Source organism: Paenibacillus brasilensis (assembly GCF_009363115.1).
GTDB lineage: Bacteria > Bacillota > Bacilli > Paenibacillales > Paenibacillaceae > Paenibacillus > Paenibacillus brasilensis.
The window spans coordinates 4,268,188-4,286,689 of record NZ_CP045298.1 but is presented as its reverse complement, the minus strand read 5'-3'; the positions used below and the strand labels follow the sequence as shown (position 1 = coordinate 4,286,689).

Here is an 18,502-nt window from a genome sequence, read left to right as displayed (position 1 = left end):
CTTTTACAAAACCCGGCAAGCCCGTAAACAAAATCATGACACAATTAAAGCCGGGGCCTCCAAGCGGACTCCCTTGAAACGTCATAGGATAAATGAGAATGGCGAAGGAGGAATGAAGGCATGCTTCGAGTCGCATTATTTACCGATACGTATGCGCCTGACGTCAATGGCGCTGCCCTGACACTGGAACGATGGATTGACTATCTGGAGACACATGGGGTATCCACACTCGTCTTCGCACCGGAGGCAGACTACGATCTGTCCTCGGGTCCGGGCGTGGAGCGGCTGCGGAGCATTCCCTTTTTGCTGTACCGGGAATGCAGACTTGCGATCCCCAACGCCAAGCAAATCAATGAGCGTTTATCAGCCTTTTCACCACATCTGATTCATGTTGCCACTCCGTTTAACCTTGGCCTTTATGGAACGGGCTACGCAGCCAAACACCATATTCCACTCGTCGCCTCATACCATACCCACTTTGATAAATACCTCGAATACTACAAGCTTCGCTGGCTTGAACCTGCCTTATGGAAATATATGCTCTGGTTTCACAGACATTGCGAAAGGGTGTATGTTCCTTCTCGGTCAACATTGGAGTTATTGCGTAATAAGGGAATGGGTCAACTCGAAATCTGGGGCAGAGGAATTGATACTGATCGCTTCCAGCCAAAAGTGGATCGTCATGCAGTATGGGGCAAATGGGGCGTTCGTGCAGATGCATTCGTCATATTGTATGTCGGCAGACTTGCACCGGAAAAGGGGATAGACACCCTACTGGATACCTATCTCCAGTTGCCCGGCGATGTCCGCGCAGCCTCGGTATTGGTCATTGCAGGAGATGGCCCATTACACAAGATAAAGACAGCCGCAGACATGGGGTTGCCGGAGCATGCAGTTCACTGGCTGGGTTTTGTAAAAGGGCAAGAATTGGCTGAATTATACGCCGCAGCCGACGTGTTTCTCTTCCCCTCCACCACGGAAACCTTTGGCAACGTCGTACTGGAGGCGATGGCAAGCGGTACACCCGTGGTCGGTGCCGATGAGGGCGGGGTAAAAGATAATTTAATTCACGGGAAAACGGGTCTATTGTGTCCTGCTGGGGATGTTGCTGCCTTCGCTGAAGCTGTACACCTGTTGTACGAGGATGCCCCGCTTCGTCGCTCTATGTCCAGAGCAGGTAGAGCCTACAGCCTGGGGCAGACATGGGATCGCATTTTTGAACGGCTGCTGGACAGCTACATGGACGCAGCCACCCTCCAGCTCAACAGCCACCCCATAACACGAATATAGCCTTTTAAAGCTATGGAATTACAGATGGGATAAAAAAAGCTAAAAAGTATGCTACTTATGCTTTAGCTGCTTGAGGTGCTTGTTATGTACCCCACTTAATAAAATTACAGCTGTCAGGGCACCGATCAATGCGAGCAGCATATCCCATTGGGTATCCCATACATCTCCCTGTGTCCCTAAAAAAGCTTCTGCTGCCGTTCCGGTTGCCTTAGCTACCGCAAACTCAATCAGCTCATACGCAGCACTGATCGCAAGACACACACTAACGATGAGGAATGTGAGCCAGCCGCCGCTTCCCAAGGTCGTTTTACGCAGCAGCACTTCCCTGACAATGAGCGCAGGCACAAAACCTTGTGCAAAATGCCCAAGCCGATCATAATAGTTGCGCTCCAGCCCGAAGGTGTCCCGGATCCAGTTAAACAGCGGCATTTCGGCATAGGTATAGTGTCCGCCGACAATCAGGATCAGTGCATGCAGCCAGATCAGGGTGTACACCAGGTTTGTAAACCGGAATCGGCGGTAAATAGCCGCCAGCAGCACAGTTCCTATAACCGCTGGGAAAACTTCCAGTATCCATGTAAAATAATCCGCTGGACGAATCAAGGACCACATAAGAGCAAGCGCCAACAATACAAGCAAAACAAGCGGGTAGCGATCATTTTTGTAGCTTATTATTACCTGATTTATACGTCATCCCTCCTTTGCCCATAGCTCTACCCTTCATTCGTTACTATATGCTTGACTCGCCCAACCTGCCCATCTGTCAAACGCACTTTGATTCCATGCGGATGACGCGGGGAATTGGTCAGAATGTCCTTCACCGTTCCTCGCGTCAGCTTACCGGTGGGCTGATCCTTTTTAAGTACAATATCCACTCTAAGACCAGCATGGATATCGGATCGGTTTTGTCCGTTCATCGTACTGTTCCTCCTTTCGATTTTACATGTTAAGACCTATGCATCCATACAGGACATCCCTTTAGGGCATCAAAATTACCAGCTACGCCATTCGTCCCGACGGCTGTTTCCCATCCAGATGATACACATCGTGGACACATAGCTGACCAGCAAAATAACGAATATCAGCCCGCTAAATTCTATAAAGTGAGCCCGCTGCAGGGAATCTGCCCATATAGAAGATACTTGTTCATACAGTTGGGAAGGCCCAGAAACAATATCCCACGTATTTCCGCGAAAGAAACGACCAATATAAATACCCAGACTGCTCAGCAACAGGACTACCACCACAAACAGCCAGCTTACAAGCCCGCCACGTGCACGTTGTACCAACTGTCGTATGGATTCAAGTGATACAAAGCCCATCGTCAGGCCAAGAACAGCTACCAGCAGCATCCCCAGTACATGATTCCAGAAATATGGATTTCCCCAGAAGCGCTGCTCCTCAAGAAATGGATATTTGGCGAATACATGCAACAAATCTGTAATTAAATAGGGCGTATTGGGATAAAACACGAGCCAGGCCACCCCTGTTACCCACAGCAGAAACGTCCTCGTCCCTCTTTTCCAGGAACAATGAATTACATCCAGCAGCAATGTCAAAATCATGGGAATCCAGGCCAGCATCATATTCCACCATATAAAAAAATAAGGGCGTCCCCCTGAGGGCAACTGCACATTAATGATCCATAAAGTGCTGATCACTGAGCATACGGCCAATACCATAAATACATACCCTTTTACAGGATAATTTAACGATCTTAAACGGGCATACATTTGCGCTTTTCCTCCTTTGCAACCGTCCAGTCTGCCTGACATTCCAATTTACACCTGTTTTGGACAGTGTACACCACAATGGCTTCAAGCTCAATGGAAGCGCTCCATCTCTATATAAATGAAGACACAAAAAAAGCACCTTTTCTCCGAGAATTGGCCTTATCCCCGGAAAATAGATGCTTACTGTACTTCAGACTTCACTCACAGGCAAAGGCGACATACGAATGCTGATCGTCTTGTTAAACGGAGCCATCCAGTTGACCAGCAACGTGTAGCAATCCATAGGGTGAGCAGCCCCCCGAACCGAAGTAGCCTTATGTTCCATGGCTGTTCCCGTCAGTTCAAACCATGCATTCCCTGATTCATAACGTGCTGTACCACCCGTCCAGCATTGTACCGTTTCATTCACCAGCCTGTACTCTCCGCAAGTAAATTTTCCCTCACGTCCAAAAACAAAACTGATCTGGGTCATGCAGTCCACCGGACCCTCTGAGACTTGAATGGCGGCGACAGCCATCGCTTCAAATATGACGTCTTCATCCTCGGTAGCCAGCATGGCATACGGAAGAAGATAGGAGGATAAGTTCAGTTTCACACCGAAATCCTGTCTTCCTGAATACTCCGTGACCACTTCACCATCAGGATGGACAAGATAGACCATCATGTGCAAATTGCGGCGTACCGGCTCGAGCAGCTCTGGATGATTCAATAAACGGGCAGCATGAATCAGCATAATATCGCTGACGGCATTGTAAATTCCGTTGCTGCGCTCCGTCCATTTGCCATCTGGCGTCCCGTCCAGACCTTCTGCCATCCATGCTTCGGCCCGCACAAGCGCCTCGGGCAGATCAAACAATTCATGCAGAAATCCCAGGGCAGCACACAGTACCCAGCGGTGGTTTGGCGTATGGCAGCCTCCGGTCAGCATGACCGGGATCGTCTGCTCCAGAAACAAGCGCATGGCATCCGTCACCCGGCGCAGCTCAAGCCAGTCGCTCCCAACCAGCAGCTGATAGACCTGGGCGTAGCCCACAACCACGAACGCTGTATCCGGCGGTGAGTGAAAATTGGTCCAGCCCGGCGAAATAGAGCCGTCCTCATGCTGTACACGCAGCATGTACTGCGCTGCCAGCTCCAGCCGGATAAGCACATCCTCATTTCGATAGTAGATAGAATTCGGATTGACGAGTGCAGCTGCCCAGATCGCCATCGTCGCAGGAGTACCGACCGAATGGTTAGGCCAGGCGATCCCGTTCTCATCATCGCTCACCCCGCCGTAATAACGGCTGTCGGCGTCTAGCACCTGATGGTCCATGCCTGGTTTCACCCAGGCATCGTTGATCGCTACAATTTTACTGTACATTCCTCTCAGCCCCTGTAATATGCATAATCGTTCATCAGCCCTGCGGCTCAAGCTGCGTTATCTTGTTTGTCAACAGTTCATGACTGCGTTCAATATCTTCAGGCTGGCAAGCTGCTTTCAGCTCATAAACCTTAATAGGGGCCTGCCGGATGATATTCACAAAACGATCAAAGAACTCCAGATCACCGCTATGAATATAAGGACACCAGTGATCGGATAATCCGATCGTTTCATGAATGTGGACACCCAGAATATAGTCGATCATTTCATTGGCTTCCTTGGCGTTATCGTACAGTCCCATTCGATCCATGATCATACCGTGTCCAATGTCATACCATAGATAGACAGGCGCGTCTTTCAGGCCATCTATGATCGTTTTCGCCTCCTGTAAGGTAGGCATTTGATAGCAGCGTGAACGCGTTTCAATACCAATGGCTACATCATACCCCTTGGAGACGATACGGTCACACACCTCTTCCAAGCTGTCGCGAATACGCTGTGCATAATGCCCGCTCAGTGAGTTCCGGCGTTCCAGCATTTGTGCCCACAGCGTCTGATAAGCTGCCGAATCTCTGCCCTGCTCATGATAAATCATTTCCAGCTCACCGCTGATATCGTAAGGGAACGGAACCTCTCCGGGGTGCGCAACCACTGCCTTCGCCCCGTAATGATGCGCATATTCCGCAGATTGCACCAGTAGCTCTATCGCGCGTTTTCGCTTCGTCTTGTCATCAAACCCAAGCAGAACGGAATCCGTGCCGTAATCCGGATCTGGTGTATGAGGAAACGTATTATGCACACTCGATATACCGATTTCTCCCCGTTCAATCATAGGCTCAATCGTCGTCAGCATTTCCCGGGTAATGTTATAATTCAGCTCCACCCGGCTAAAGCCCAGCTCGCGGATTTCCTCAATAAGCTCTCGGCCGACGGTATGCTTTTTTATATTCCAACAGGTGGAAAAGGAGTATTCCCCCTTCGCCTTCATTGTCATCATCCTTTCACCGCTCCGACCATCACGCCGCTAACAAAATACCTTTGCAGCCACGGATAAACCAACAAAATCGGTACCGTAGCGAAAATGACACTCGCCGCCTTCAACCCTTCAGGCGTAATCCTCGCGCCGCTGGCTCCTTCCAGCCTGGTCAACTCGGATACCATGTTATTTTGGATCATTTGATACAGCTTGAGCTGTAACGGAAATAAATCAGGGTTTTGGATATACATCAGCGTATCCTGAAATCCATTCCAGCGTCCCACACCGTAAAACAGACTTAACGTCGCAATGAGGAAGCCGACTCAACCTCAGCTTTCCAGCGCTGTCCCTCTGACCCGTTAAAATAACGATCCAGCGCGCCCGATACATCCTTCATTTCGCGCATTTCCCGTTCCAGCAGCTCCTGTAGCCACCGCACTATCGTTAAAGTATCCCCATCCTCCAGCCTGTCCGTTTCCATCGCCCCGAATAGTCCTTCCAGCTGTACACGCCAATCATGGTTTGCCAGCCGAAACGAACGAATCGTCTCCGAAATCAACGGCAGATACGAATATAACGGAATTTCATTCGCCTGCGGAACCTGATCACTGGTCACAATATCGCGTACCCCGAGCGTTAACCGATATCGCAGAGCAGACACAGCGGCCCGATAGGAATCCTGAATATGCTCCAGCTCGTGAGTTTGGCCGCCAATTCCAATTGTAAGCTGTACCCCCAGATGCCCATGCAGCCACTCACAGCCCGTTTGCGCCATCTCTTGCAGCTTCACTCCCAGCAGACCTTCCCCATCGCCTTCCTCTTTCCGCAGCAAAATGGAGATTCTTTCACGGCTCATCCATTCTGCCCAGCCCTGCCATCCATAGGTGGCTGCAAGCTCCTGTATTACACCAAGCAGCGACAGGCTCAAACGTTGATCCGCATCCCGGTGATCCTCTGAACGTCCGCTGCCCGCTGATTCCCCGTCCGGTGCCTGCGGCAGGTCCAGATCGTGCAGTTCTACCACCATAACAGCATAGACCGGAATAGCCTCCCCCTTCTCGCCATCTGCAAAAGGAGAAAGATTATTCAGCCGAAATTCTACCGTTTCCGTGGCTGTACCTTCCATAAGATCAAGGAACAGCTGCCGCCGCCGAATAAGTATATTCGCATGCTCCTGCTGTTCATAATCCACCGTTTGCCGAATCAGGCTTTGCAGCGCATGATCAATCATCCACAGCTCATCCTTATTGTTTTCCTCACCCGGACGGTCGGGCAGCTGCTGGATACGCTGCATCATCAGCTGAATTGGTCTGTAATTCTGCGGGTCACATAAATAATGTAGACCACCGCCAATATCACTACAGCCAATCCAATCGCAATCCAGTCATAAGAGATCACAGATACCCATTCGAACAATTGCCCGGCACGAATGCCGCTATCAAAGCTCCATCCCAGCCGGGGGGAGAGCAGATGAGTCAGCTGCTGCCCGTCCTCTGCTTTTACAGCATCCTCGGTTCCAGATACAGCCGGATTCGTCATTTGACTAATCACTTGCTCCAAGGGATACACACCGATATTGATCACCAGCAGTCCTTGTCCTCCAAACGGCAAGGGGAGCCGCTTATGCGTCGAAATCACACGTTCTGATGTATGCTTGCCCGGTTCCTTCCATTCCCGCACTGGCGACCACTGCCGATCCTCCGACCGGAGCGCCTGCTCAATGTACGGATAATCGACAAACGTCGAAGCATCCTGAAGGCCACTCGTGGTCAATACCTTATGATCCTTCGTTCGGTAAATATAAATAGAGTGCACCAGCTCGTGATTATCCTTCAGCGTACGCAGGCTGCCTACCAGATCATATAGCATCATGCTGCCGCTTTGAGCCTGTCCATTCAGGAAGGTGCTGTAGCTCTTGTTCGTCTCAGCCTCATTTAAAACATCCATCTCTACCTTCGTCAGTGAATTTTCCACACTGTCCATCACAAATCCGGTCGTGATCCGATTTGCTTTGCCGGTTTCATTGCGCGATATCTCGTTCACAATCAGGAAGGATAAGAAAATAAGAATCGACACTGTCAACATAAAAATCGGGAAATAGGAAAAAAGCAATCTCCTGTACCAGCTCTTTCGCATCATGTCCCCCCTTGCCGCCTAACGCCTTCCGCCCCTCTCTATAGAGCTTCATTCAACATAAGCATACTTATGATGTCAGCTTTAGCGCACTCTCGATTATACTTTGAACCTATTCTACCAAATTTAGATGCCAAATAGATAGAATTCTTACAAATTATCCGTTAACAATTCACTCTTAAGCTGTTTATTGTTATATATATTAACACAATGAAAGCGCTGTACATACCATGAAAGAGTGAAAGTAGATTCTAGTATCAGAATGGATTTGTGGATTAGCACTAAGTTTTATATTTAACATAGATGTATACTATAATTTTAAGCATTTTATACCAGGTCTTTTTTTACTATTTATATTTTTCTACCTTTATTCCCTTACTTCGACACCAAGAATATAATATTATTTTGTTGTAAATACATTAATTAGAGGTATATATATGAAATGGAGATTAGCCAAAAGAACAGTTTTAAGTTCAATGGCTACTTCTTTATTGTTCACAGTTATAACTCCTTTCGCTGCATTTGCTGAAACATCATCTGTAATTGCTACACATGGAACTTCACCGATAGTGGACGCTAATACGCTCTCAGATATGTGATTGATAATCCTGTATCGCGTTGGGTACTAGAGGCAGTTTTTGATAAAGATAAACTAATACTTTAATGATCTAAGAAAAGAGAGGTGCATTATGGACAACATGAAAAATACTCAGTTCGAAAAGCGAATAAAGATTTTGTTAGAATGGAAATCTCGGTTGTTACAGCTGGCAGAAGATGAGCTGTCACCGTTTGATAAATGGTGCGCAGAAAATGAATTAAGCGCTGCTGATCAGCATTTTCTAACAAATCTGTGTATGCTATTCAGCATGCGTTTGCATCCTGATCAAAATAACCCCGATGTCCGAAAAATCACTAAAAACTTTGAAGAACATTTCAAGGTTACTGATTTTGAGTTGAGTTACGAAGAGTTTGAAAAATTTATAAAAGATTATCAACTTAAAGAGCATCCCATTCATGTGTGGGATGCCAGGGAAGTGCTTGAAAAGCTGGCTGAGAGCAATAGAAGCATTGAGCTGAAACAAAAGCTACTTGGTTAGCTATGGATTCTAAACGAATAAAAACAAAGCAAATCCCCGCTAACCTTAACTGAACCGCACCCCAAATCTTAGACACATAATATAATCCTCTAAGAAGAAAGGGTGCGGATTTTACTTTATGGTCAAATATAGCGGGGAAATACGAATAAAAGTTGCTATAGATGTACTTGAGGGAGGGCTGTCTGAGAACGAAGCAGCGCGGAAGTATAAGATGAACCATGTAACGGTTAATGAATGGGTAGCAACATACTTCAAGCATGGGCTGCGGGATTAATCACAAAGGGAACGCACAAGACTTTTACTAGAGAGCAAAAGCAATACATATTAGAAGATATGCAAGAGAATATATTGAGTTATAAAGCTGCGGCTAAAAAGCATGACGTACCAGATAGATCCATCCGGAATTGGGAACGCATTTAGTATGTCACGCAGAGGAAACTGCCTGGACAACTCCGTGATAGAGAATTTCTTTGGAATCCATCGAAGAACCAAGCAAAAGCTCAGAGGACTGTCGCCGGTGAATACCGCATCCAGTCCTCTGTAGCAGCCTAAGTCTGTCCTGTGTTAAACTTTTTGGGGTCAGTTCAATTAAGGTTAGCGGGGCTGGCACATTAACAATAAACTAACCAATTCAAATAACTTTTTTATATTGTCTAACCGGACTTGTTTAATATTATTTTTATGAAGCGGTGGGGCTTTCAAACTGAAAACAATTAATAAATATCAATAGTAAAATAATCTTTCTCTTTGCCCTTCACTAACTAAAATTTCATACTTTTCAAAAGATCTAACATCCGCAAATTGTTTAAACCGTTCAAATAATCTTATGCATCTAATGAAAAAGGACTCCTTGTTATTGGATAATGATTTAGATAACACGTCTAACAGATATTTGAAGCCGTAAGAGTAGTTGCCTCTATTCAAATAGTATTTAGCAAGTTCATATTTAAAACGTGTTGTTTGCTCTGGTACTACTTGATAAGTATACATATCGGCAGATGGGTTCATTTGAGCAAAAAAATCAATTTCCATTTTAAACCTTAGAAGTATATTATCTACATCTATGTTATATCGGTTAGCAGCAAGCATTACGTTCAACAGCTTAGTTACCATTTCTTTATCAGCTTTATTGGTTGATGTAGCAATGTATTCAACATAATCCGTAAGCACACTTGTATCCCCAGACAAAAGCTTATATACGTAAGTATTAACTTCTGCCCAATGTTGAAACAAGCCGATCCAATGCTGGGTATCCTCGTCCGTCTCTTTTACCCAATCTAAATTAACGTAGGCGTATGTATATTGTTGAGCTTGTTGATAATCACCTTGAGCTTCACAAACACCTGCACACAACAAATCGCCATAGGAGATGTATACAAACATTGGACGACTTAGCTTCATTGCAGCCTCATTGCGTTCTCGGCTGTTCTGTTGATGTTTCATCGAATATTGGATTTCCGCTTTCCCTCTCATTTTCCGAGCTATTTCATCGACCTCGTCCCATTTACGCATAGACCTATATACATTAGCCAAATCCTTTAATGCGTCAAGCTGGTCTATTTCATCCAGACGTTCAACAAAGGGTTCAAATAGCGTAGCTGCCCTGAGATTTTGGTTTTGATCATCTCCAATCTGAATCGTGAATATACGATATTGACAGATGGCTAAGCGTTCGGAATGTTGGTACTTCTCCGCTTCAGCTACACCCTCATAGAGCAGTAGTGCAGCAGCATGTTGACCCTGTGTAAATAGCGCTTCTGCAATGTCAAATAGTTTGGGCGAATAGAGTAAATTATCCATGATGGCTCCCAACACTCGACGGATCGTATCCAACTTATCTAGCTCCGCACAGCGATACAAAAATGGCTCGATTCGCCTCATATTCGGGGGTACGTCTATGATGTAGTTTTCTATGAACAAGTCGTAAAAGTGGCCCTCCGGTAAACCCATAGCCTCAGTAATTCGGTCAAGCTGGTTTACAGACATAGACTTATTTCCTGTCACAATACTACTTACTATTCCCCGATTCATCCCTGCAATATGTCCAAATTGTATTAGACTCAATCCCTCTTGTTTTAAGAATCTGTCTAATTCCATCCGAATCGTAGGTGTTTGCTTCATGCTATAGCCACCTTCCGCATAAATATTCCATAATTTTTAAAAACACACTTCATTTTTCACCATAATTAACCATCTGTCAATATACTATGCAACTAATATAAGTATTCAATTTTTGGCATAAAATAAAACAAAAAAAACTCTCCGCTAACCTTTGCGGTCAACGGAGAGTGTGATTCTCTATATTTTTTTCTCAGTGTTGTTGTTCTTATTCTTTTTCTCAGCAAGAAGTATACCTAGAAGTATATATCCCCTATACAATATTCCGATTAACAGCACTCCACCCACAATAGAAATAAGGATAACTAGCATATTAAGTATAAATGGTATTAAATCAAAAGCCACAATAACATCTCCCATAAAAAGAACGGGTCAGTTCATAACTGGTCGGCGGGAATTTTTTGTTCCTCTGAAATTTTTCCACGTATCATGCCCTAACCTTGTATCCAATCTACCAACGAATGCACCGTCAACGCGCCTGGTGAAGCTGCCTCAAATGCTGAGGCGCCGCTGCTCAAGCCCATGAACTCCACGATCTTCGGAATACCGGGGACCAGATCCAGATGGTTATCGCTGAAAATGCCCTCCCGTTCAGCCGACAGCCACACATGTCTGGCAAGCACATCCGAACAAAGCATAAAGCTGCTGCCCCTGCTTCCCGGTACCTCGGTTATCTTAATATTCGTCTGCGGCAAATCCATCGCTTTCGTATCTGCAAAATAAACTTCACAGGAGGTCACCTGTTCACCATGTTGTGTCAGACATGCGACCAGCATATGCTCTGCACGGTTTAGGCCGTTCAGCCATTGGGCGGTTGGCAGTATATGTACGATCCCTGCACCATTGGCTGGCTGCTCTACCTGAATGTCCTCTTCACGGATCACCTTACTGCTGCGAATATGCAAAAGCGTCAACCGCAGCGTACCAGCAATCGGCTTCAGCGTATCGTTGACGATGTGCAGCTCCTTATTGCCCTGCTCTGTATCCGCCACGCTTAACAGCACATCGGCAAAGCTGCGCTTCGCCGTATATTGGAGCGCCTTCCAACGACCGAAATAGTCCATACTCAACCAGGATGCAACCGGCCAGCAGTCATTCATTTGCCAATATAATGTTCCCATGCAATAGGGCTTGTGACGGCGATGCGACTCTATGGCCATTTTCATCGCTTCGGCCTGTAAAACCTGGCTCATGAGAAGAAAACATGTAAAATCCTTTGGTTCCCGCATATACCGTTCCATATATTCTTTAATCAGGCGATTGCCTGCCCCGTTCTTTTGATGCGCCAGCATTACCGCAGATTCCAGCGCCAAGTCCTTCTCCTCCGCATAAGCACGCACTGACTTATATTCAGGAAAGGACTGAAAACCATATTCACTCATAAAACGTCCCACATGTACATGGTAATGCTCAAATGGCTCAGATGCGTGCCATACCCCCCAGTAGTGAACATCCCCGGCCTTCGAGGACGGATGCGCATGCTGGTTTCGATCTCCGGTCAGGCCAATGAGCGGAGAGGAGGGCCAATAAGCTGTCTGCGGAGTCCAGGTGTGTACCGCCTCCGGTAAAATCCGGTGAAAGAGTGTTTCATAATCACTCCACAGGCGATCCCGTTGCTCAGGCGTGTAATCCTTTTTCCAGCCCCAGCCTCCGTTCTCCTCATAATGCGCCCATGCCGAATCAATCTCATTATTGCCGCACCATAACGCAATACAGGGATGATTACGCAGTCGCTTGATGTTGTCCTCAGCTTCCTGTGCCACATTATCCAAAAAGGCCTTATCCCCCGGATACATGCTGCATGCAAACATAAAATCTTGCCATATCAATAAGCCGTATTCATCACAAAGCTCATAAAATACGTCTTCCTCATAAATACCACCCAAACCCGCAACATATTCATATGGGAGGCAGCCGCACTGGCAATTTCATGCCGATATCGTTCCTTCGTCACCTCAGTGGCAAAGCTGTCATTCGGAATATGGTTGGCTCCCTTTGCAAACACCGGGACTCCATTCAGCTCAAAATAAAAGCTCTCTCCCTCTGCATCCGGTTCGCGTACAAGCCGGATCGAACGCAGACCTGTTTTCACCTTTTTTTTCGCCATTACGGCTCCTTGCTCTAGCTCAACCAATTCGACTGCAAACGTATATAGATGGGGCTCTCCCAGCCCTCGGCACCACCAAAGCTTCGGGTTACCTATAGCTAGCTCCAGCTTAACTGTTCGCTTGCCCTTTAGCAGGTGAACAGGCTTCGACCACACCTTGCTGTCAGCGAGGATACGCAGCTCGGCCTCCGTTGTCTCTCCCGCATTGTCCACTTCTATTACCGCCGTGAGCCTGGCCTCTTCTGCACTCACCTCGTCCTGTCGAATAAATAAGTCTCTCACGATCATACCGGACCAAGCCTCAACCCGCACCTCTCTCCAAATGCCGCTCGTCACCAGCCTCGGTCCCCAATCCCAACCATAATGATAGGGAGCCTTGCGTGCGAAAACGCTTACCTTTTTGTCTGCCAAGCCACCAGCTTCGGATTGATCATTCGGTGCAGGGAGCGTATAACCTAACCGTTCCAGCTTGGGGATATCTTCAGCAATCGGAGAACGAAAAGTAATTTCCAGCCGATTTTCCCCTAGTTGAACAAAAGCCCTCACGTCCTGTCTCCATTGCCGAAACATATTATGAGTCGACAAAACACAATGTCCGTTCGCTTTTACAGTCGCATAAGTGTCCAGGCCTTCCAGCACTAATTCTATCCGTTGACATTGAAGCTGTTCTGCATGGATCTGAAAGCAAGCTTCATAGATCCAATCCTGCTTGTCAATCCACTGTACCTCGGCCTCGTTTATACCGATAAACGGATCAGGAATTAGCCCATGCCGTAGAAGATCGGTATGCACACAACCCGGCACTTGCGCACGAAACCACTCATCACTTTGCGTTTCCCTAAACCTCCAGCTATCCAACACTATCACATTGACCATGATCACAAAGCCTCCCTGTAAGGATGATTGGGAACATCTGGTTTTCTATTTGAACATAACAAAAATAACATTAAGCTAACAAATTAGTCAAATTGTTTTTTGCAAGACATTGGCACAACAACCAAAAAAGTCGCTCTCTGGCCTTAAACAGGCTAAAAAGCGACATCTATATCTCTCCACATCAATGGAGATAAGTTAATGTTATCCGAATACTAGCTATATCTGATTGAGCTGATTGGTCGCTCATGGTCATCATTCTCCCGATTGACTCGCGGTGCATGTCGCTCCCGAATAACCAGCTCTGCGTGCAGCAGCTTTTTTTCGACAGGCGAATCGGGGTTGGTTATGCGCCATAACAATTGATCTACCGCACGCATTCCCAGCAGCTCCTTATCCACTCTTACCGTCGCATAAATCGGCATCTGTTCATTCGTATCATCAAATCCAGTCACCCCGCAGCGCCTCGGGACGTCAATTCCCTTCCGTTTCAGCACATCCACCACTTGCGTAGCAGTCACATCATTGGCGCACACAAACACCTCTGGCAGCTCATTCTCGGTCAGCTTGTCCAATTCCTCATTCAGTGCTTGCACTCCCCCGTGGAGAAAGGTCTTGTTCTGCTGTAATTGTACGCCGCTCATTTCCAGTGTGGAGCGAAAAGCTTCCCAGCGTTCATAGAAACTGTGAGCATCGGCAATATGACCAACAAATTGAAAACGTGTATAGCCTCTGCGCAGCAGGTCCTTCATTAATTCACTCATACATGTGCGGTTATCCGTAAACACCGTATCACTTAAAAATGCAGCATCCCAATGATCTACCATGACGACCGGAATACCCATCCGATAAATATTCAGCAGCATCGGCGTTGAAACCGACCCTACCGTAATAATCCCCTTGATCGCTTCCGGGTTCAGCAACGAAAACATATCTTCAGTCGAGGGCTCCGTTAACGTGACCATATCCATTCCCTTGCGCTTCAAACGCTCGGATATTCCCTCAAATACAGGCCCCCAGTATCTGGATTCCCTGTTTTGGTGTCTTATATTTGGAAATAACACCAGCACAGTTCCCGACCATTCCCCGGCATCCGTATCACGCGGCTCTACTCCGGTCACTTTTGGATGATTGCGAAAATAGCCCATCTGGGCAGCCAACTTGACCAGCACCGTCCTTGTCTCTTCACTTACACCGGGCTTGCCTGATAATGCACGCGAAACAGCGAATTTTGAAACGCCCGCCGCATCGGCAATTTCCTGCAACGTTACTTTTCCACGCATTTTCTCACCCAACCCTATTCGGAATCTAGTCTACTTCTGCCTTTTTTCAAATACACGGGTGTACCCCATAAACTGGTACCATCGTAGCATACATTGTTTTAGATCATCAAACGATATATTTGCGCGAATCCATATCATCCACCAAAATATGTTTGCTAATAAAAAAACAAACCACATAACGAATCATCATAAATCACTTGACGCAGAGTTATTTATTTCCTACAATTCACTATTGAAAGCACTTACATTATGTGAATCATACTTAATAAGGGGGATTTGCAAATGTTCAAAAACAGGTCGGTACGCCAAAGCTCCATCCTGCTTCTGAGCTTGCTGCTGCTCGTGACAACGGGCTGCGCAAGCGGAACAAATAGTACAGCATCAAAAGAAAACCCAGATGACACCAGTCCCATTACCTTAACCTTTTTTGGCGGTGATTCCAGCTCCAACTGGAACAACATGAAAGACGCGGTCGGGCAGGAAATTATCAAAAAAACGGGTGTTACACTCAATGCCGAATATGCAGTCAATGGCCGAGGTGAGGAAAAATTTGCTTTGATGGCGGCCAGTGGAGAGTATCCAGACCTTGTCTATCCCAAAGGGGAGGTTGGAAAGATGGTCGATGCAGGAGCACTCATTGACTTAACCGACCTGATTGACAAATACGGTCCTAATATCAAGAAAGTGTACGGAGACTATTTTAACCGTATCAAATATAGCAATGAAGATCCTGCTATTTATACGATTCCAACCAATTTGGGCGTAGATCACATCGCATTTGATGCACAGGCCGGCTTTGAAATCCAGCATCAGGCACTTAAAAAGCTCGGATACCCCAAAATTCGTACCGTTCAGGATTTTGAAAAGGCACTCAAGGACTATCTCGCCAAATATCCCACCACCAACGGACAGCCTACTATTCCCCTCTCACTTGATGCCGAAGACTGGAAACTTCAAATTACCGTGACGAATCCGGCCGTGACCGCTACAGGCGGACCGGACGATGGTGAGTATTATATTGATCCCAAAACACACAAAGCCATCCTTCACTATAAGCGCCCAGAGGAACGGGAATATTTCCGTTGGCTGAATCGTATGTACAACGAAGGACTGCTGGATAAGGATACTTTTGTACAAAAAAGCGATCAGTACAAATCCAAGATCGCCGCAGGTGGGGTCATTGGACTCATTGATCAGAAATGGAACTATCAGGATGCCGAAAACGCCCTCAAGGCAGCAGGCAAGGATGAATTCACCTACGCCCATTTTCCGGTCACTTTAAATGAAAAATATGAGGATCATTCCCTCCAGCCGGTTGGATTTGACGCTGCGTACGGCATTGGAATTACAACTTCGTGCAAAAATCCGGTGCGTGCCATCAAGTTTCTGGATTTTCTCGCCTCTGACGAAGGACAAATTTTACGCAACTGGGGAATTGAAGGCCAGCATTACAATGTAGAGAACGGCAAACGAGTCATTCCGGCTGACGTACAGCAGCGCAAAAACACCGATAATGCTTCCTTTACCAGAGAGTCGGGTATCGGTTTGTACTGGATATGGGGACCTCATTATGGAGACAGCGTCAAGGACCCCTCTGGCAATTACTACACAATCAACTATCCAGAGATGATTACCGAGAATTATAGTCAAGCTGAAAAAGAATCCCTTCAGGCATACAAGGCCCACACGTGGAAGGATCTGTTTCCAAATGAAAAGGATTTTCCGGCAAAAGAATGGGGTGCCGCCTACAATATGCCTGTTCCGACCGACACGAACTACAATGTCATTTATCAGAAGTCGCAGGATATTGTACGAAAACGGATTCCTGAGGCTGTACTTGCCAAGCCGGATCAGTTCGACACCGTCTATGACCACATGCTGCAGGAGCTGGATCAAGCGGGTGTGCCAAAGGCTGAAGAAGTCTACACCGGCCTGATCCAAAATCGGCTGAAGCTATGGTACGGGGAGAAATAACGATCAAATAAGCTGTACTTAAAAGTTACCTATCGTACTACTTCGTGCCACTACGCAGTCGGATGGGACTTCTCTTGTACAGCACCATCCGACTACTCCGTTTTTATGTAGAACGGTACTCATTAGAGATTCTTTTGCAAATCTTCACTTACTGTATTTCAGATCATAATTGCCTCTTGCCTCTTCTACATGCGAATAATTCGTTCTGCCCCACTGTCTTAATTCTTTCATTGGTTGAAGTAAGGTTTCGCCTAAAGGGGTTAGCGAATATTCCACGGTAAGGGGTACTGTTGGTGTAATATGGCGTTGGACTAGCCCATCCCGCTCCAGCTTACGCACCGTTTGTGTCAGCATTTTTTTGGAAATGCCCTCGACTCTTCTGGAAATATCCCCGTATCTGATGTGCCCATTCTCCAATGCGTAAATGACGAGTGCCGTCCACTTGTTGGAAATAATCTCAAGAACTCTGCTATAGCCACAACCCGCCAGCGTGATGTCGGGTTGTTTATTTGTGGTTGAAGATGTCAAATCCTTTCCCCTCCTATGCACCTAAAAGTACCCTGGACACATTAAAGTGCCTCCTTATGTAAGTTTAGATTTTATATTAGGATATGTCTATACCTGCCGCTACGGCAGCGTAACCGTCAAGAGTGGAGCTAGAGATTCACTTGGAAATTACTCTTCATTGGGAGGAAACGAACATGTCAAATATTATTAAACCGCGGCCTAAGCTGTATGTGATGGATAACGGACGAATGAGCATGGACAAGAACTGGATAATCGCCATGCATAATCCGGCCACGATTAACAATCCTAATGCCTCAACAGAGTTCACTGAATTCCCCATCTATACAGTATTGATCGACCACCCTGAGGGAAAGATTTTGTTTGATACAGCATGTAATCCTAATTCGATGGGCAGCGAAGGGCGTTGGGCCGAATCAACGCAATTGGCATCCCCTTGGGTGGCCAGTGAGGAATGTTACCTGCATAACCGGCTGGAGCAATTGAATGTAAGACCTGAGGAAATTAGGTACGTCATTGCCTCCCATTTGCATTTGGATCACGCGGGATGTTTGGAAATGTTTATGAATTCTACCGTTATCGTACATGAGGATGAGTTGAACGGTGCGCTGCAGAACTATGCCCGTAATGTAAAGGAAGGAGCTTATGTCTGGGCGGACATTGATGCATGGATCAAAAATCACTTGCAGTGGAAAACAATCAAACGCCATCAGGATAACCTGGAACTGGCTGAAGGTATCAACATTCTCAACTTTGGCAGCGGGCATGCTTGGGGGATGATAGGCTTGCATATTGAACTGCCGGAGACAGGGGGGATCATCCTTGCTTCGGACGCTATCTATTCAGCGGAAAGCTACGGTCCACCCGTCAAGCCGCCAGGTATTATTTATGATCTGCTTGGTTACCGGGATACGGTGGAAAAAATTCGCACACTGGCTGCACGGACGAATTCTCAAGTATGGTTCGGACATGATATTAATCAATTCAAACAATTCCGCAAATCAACCGAGGGATATTACGAATAAAAAGT

General features: G+C 46.6%; 16 protein-coding genes and 2 pseudogenes. 6 read left to right on the top strand and 12 right to left on the bottom strand.

Annotated features, from left to right (window positions below; translation table 11 throughout):
• The first annotated feature begins 120 nt into the window (after positions 1–120).
• The gene (locus GCU48_RS20455; protein ID WP_152381276.1) at positions 121–1,290 is read left to right on the top strand and encodes a glycosyltransferase family 4 protein; all 1,170 of its coding nucleotides are present in this window, start codon (positions 121–123) and stop codon (positions 1,288–1,290) included.
• A 51-nt stretch (positions 1,291–1,341) separates the two neighbouring features.
• Here the strand turns inward: GCU48_RS20455 and GCU48_RS20450 are convergent, their stop codons facing one another.
• From GCU48_RS20450 to GCU48_RS28215, 8 genes and pseudogenes are all read right to left on the bottom strand, one after another.
• Positions 1,342–1,902, bottom strand: a complete 561-nt coding sequence (locus tag GCU48_RS20450) for a DUF2238 domain-containing protein (protein ID WP_231503604.1) — start codon at positions 1,900–1,902, stop codon at positions 1,342–1,344.
• Positions 1,903–2,003: 101 nt separating this feature from the next.
• Positions 2,004–2,207, bottom strand: a complete 204-nt coding sequence (locus GCU48_RS20445; protein ID WP_025717208.1) for a YwbE family protein — start codon at positions 2,205–2,207, stop codon at positions 2,004–2,006.
• Positions 2,208–2,282: 75 nt separating this feature from the next.
• Entirely contained in the window at positions 2,283–3,023 is a 741-nt protein-coding gene (locus GCU48_RS20440; RefSeq protein WP_025717209.1) for a DUF1361 domain-containing protein, read from the bottom strand.
• Positions 3,024–3,213: 190 nt separating this feature from the next.
• A complete protein-coding gene (locus GCU48_RS20435; RefSeq protein ID WP_152381275.1) occupies positions 3,214–4,386 on the bottom strand; it encodes a hypothetical protein in 1,173 nt (390 codons plus the stop codon).
• Positions 4,387–4,420: 34 nt separating this feature from the next.
• Positions 4,421–5,383, bottom strand: coding sequence for a sugar phosphate isomerase/epimerase family protein (locus tag GCU48_RS20430; RefSeq protein WP_152381274.1), 963 nt, complete (start codon positions 5,381–5,383; stop codon positions 4,421–4,423).
• Positions 5,380–5,676, bottom strand: a pseudogene (locus GCU48_RS20425) (ABC transporter permease); the annotation flags it as partial. The pseudogene GCU48_RS20425 and the gene GCU48_RS20430, both read right to left, overlap by 4 nt.
• On the bottom strand, positions 5,661–6,389 hold the full coding sequence (locus GCU48_RS28220) for a hypothetical protein (protein WP_244316323.1): 729 nt from the start codon (positions 6,387–6,389) through the stop codon (positions 5,661–5,663). The pseudogene GCU48_RS20425 and the gene GCU48_RS28220, both read right to left, overlap by 16 nt.
• Positions 6,390–6,658: 269 nt before the next feature.
• Entirely contained in the window at positions 6,659–7,501 is an 843-nt protein-coding gene (locus GCU48_RS28215) for a hypothetical protein (protein WP_244315799.1), read from the bottom strand.
• Positions 7,502–8,184: 683 nt separating this feature from the next.
• On the opposite strand from GCU48_RS28215, the gene GCU48_RS20415 reads away from it, so the two are divergent.
• From GCU48_RS20415 to GCU48_RS29335, 3 genes are all read left to right on the top strand, one after another.
• Complete coding sequence (locus tag GCU48_RS20415; protein WP_152381273.1) at positions 8,185–8,592, top strand: hypothetical protein; 408 nt, start codon at positions 8,185–8,187, stop codon at positions 8,590–8,592.
• A 118-nt stretch (positions 8,593–8,710) separates the two neighbouring features.
• Positions 8,711–8,866: a hypothetical protein gene (locus GCU48_RS27080; RefSeq protein WP_167518610.1), complete on the top strand. Its 156-nt coding sequence runs from the start codon at positions 8,711–8,713 to the stop codon at positions 8,864–8,866.
• Positions 8,827–9,012, top strand: a complete 186-nt coding sequence (locus tag GCU48_RS29335; protein ID WP_152381272.1) for a transposase — start codon at positions 8,827–8,829, stop codon at positions 9,010–9,012. The genes GCU48_RS27080 and GCU48_RS29335 overlap by 40 nt, the downstream gene beginning before the upstream one ends.
• 303 nt (positions 9,013–9,315) lie before the next feature.
• Here GCU48_RS29335 and GCU48_RS20405 read toward each other — a convergent pair whose 3' ends face one another.
• The 3 genes and pseudogenes from GCU48_RS20405 to GCU48_RS20395 form a co-directional block, all read right to left on the bottom strand.
• Complete coding sequence (locus GCU48_RS20405; protein WP_152381271.1) at positions 9,316–10,713, bottom strand: helix-turn-helix domain-containing protein; 1,398 nt, start codon at positions 10,711–10,713, stop codon at positions 9,316–9,318.
• A 431-nt stretch (positions 10,714–11,144) separates the two neighbouring features.
• Positions 11,145–13,693: pseudogene (locus GCU48_RS20400) on the bottom strand (beta-mannosidase).
• Positions 13,694–13,905: 212 nt separating this feature from the next.
• Positions 13,906–14,973, bottom strand: a complete 1,068-nt coding sequence (locus tag GCU48_RS20395) for a LacI family DNA-binding transcriptional regulator (protein WP_152381270.1) — start codon at positions 14,971–14,973, stop codon at positions 13,906–13,908.
• Between the two features lie 282 nt (positions 14,974–15,255).
• Here GCU48_RS20395 and GCU48_RS20390 point away from each other — a divergent pair, with 282 nt between their 5' ends.
• Entirely contained in the window at positions 15,256–16,947 is a 1,692-nt protein-coding gene (locus tag GCU48_RS20390; RefSeq protein WP_152381269.1) for an ABC transporter substrate-binding protein, read from the top strand.
• A gap of 144 nt (positions 16,948–17,091) precedes the next feature.
• Here GCU48_RS20390 and GCU48_RS20385 read toward each other — a convergent pair whose 3' ends face one another.
• Positions 17,092–17,475 (bottom strand): winged helix-turn-helix transcriptional regulator, encoded by a 384-nt coding sequence (locus tag GCU48_RS20385; RefSeq protein WP_025720753.1) that lies wholly within the window; start codon positions 17,473–17,475, stop codon positions 17,092–17,094.
• 173 nt (positions 17,476–17,648) lie between these two features.
• Here GCU48_RS20385 and ahlS point away from each other — a divergent pair, with 173 nt between their 5' ends.
• Positions 17,649–18,497, top strand: coding sequence for an AhlS family quorum-quenching N-acyl homoserine lactonase (ahlS, locus tag GCU48_RS20380; RefSeq protein WP_152381268.1), 849 nt, complete (start codon positions 17,649–17,651; stop codon positions 18,495–18,497).
• Positions 18,498–18,502 lie beyond the last annotated feature (5 nt).

Excerpts from the sequence above, each read along its gene's own strand:
- GCU48_RS20440 (WP_025717209.1), bottom strand. The coding sequence starts at position 3,023 with ATGTATGCCCGTTTAAGATCGTTAAATTATCCTGTAAAAGGGTATGTA.
- GCU48_RS29335 (WP_152381272.1), top strand. The coding sequence starts at position 8,827 with ATGGGTAGCAACATACTTCAAGCATGGGCTGCGGGATTAATCACAAAG.
- GCU48_RS20405 (WP_152381271.1), bottom strand. The coding sequence starts at position 10,713 with ATGAAGCAAACACCTACGATTCGGATGGAATTAGACAGATTCTTAAAA.
- GCU48_RS20415 (WP_152381273.1), top strand. The coding sequence starts at position 8,185 with ATGGACAACATGAAAAATACTCAGTTCGAAAAGCGAATAAAGATTTTG.
- GCU48_RS20390 (WP_152381269.1), top strand. The coding sequence starts at position 15,256 with ATGTTCAAAAACAGGTCGGTACGCCAAAGCTCCATCCTGCTTCTGAGC.
- GCU48_RS20455 (WP_152381276.1), top strand. The coding sequence starts at position 121 with ATGCTTCGAGTCGCATTATTTACCGATACGTATGCGCCTGACGTCAAT.
- GCU48_RS28220 (WP_244316323.1), bottom strand. The coding sequence starts at position 6,389 with ATGGTGGTAGAACTGCACGATCTGGACCTGCCGCAGGCACCGGACGGG.
- GCU48_RS28215 (WP_244315799.1), bottom strand. The coding sequence starts at position 7,501 with ATGATGCGAAAGAGCTGGTACAGGAGATTGCTTTTTTCCTATTTCCCG.
- GCU48_RS20395 (WP_152381270.1), bottom strand. The coding sequence starts at position 14,973 with ATGCGTGGAAAAGTAACGTTGCAGGAAATTGCCGATGCGGCGGGCGTT.
- GCU48_RS20430 (WP_152381274.1), bottom strand. The coding sequence starts at position 5,383 with ATGATGACAATGAAGGCGAAGGGGGAATACTCCTTTTCCACCTGTTGG.
- GCU48_RS20445 (WP_025717208.1), bottom strand. The coding sequence starts at position 2,207 with ATGAACGGACAAAACCGATCCGATATCCATGCTGGTCTTAGAGTGGAT.
- ahlS (WP_152381268.1), top strand. The coding sequence starts at position 17,649 with ATGTCAAATATTATTAAACCGCGGCCTAAGCTGTATGTGATGGATAAC.
- GCU48_RS27080 (WP_167518610.1), top strand. The coding sequence starts at position 8,711 with ATGGTCAAATATAGCGGGGAAATACGAATAAAAGTTGCTATAGATGTA.
- GCU48_RS20450 (WP_231503604.1), bottom strand. The coding sequence starts at position 1,902 with ATGTGGTCCTTGATTCGTCCAGCGGATTATTTTACATGGATACTGGAA.
- GCU48_RS20435 (WP_152381275.1), bottom strand. The coding sequence starts at position 4,386 with ATGTACAGTAAAATTGTAGCGATCAACGATGCCTGGGTGAAACCAGGC.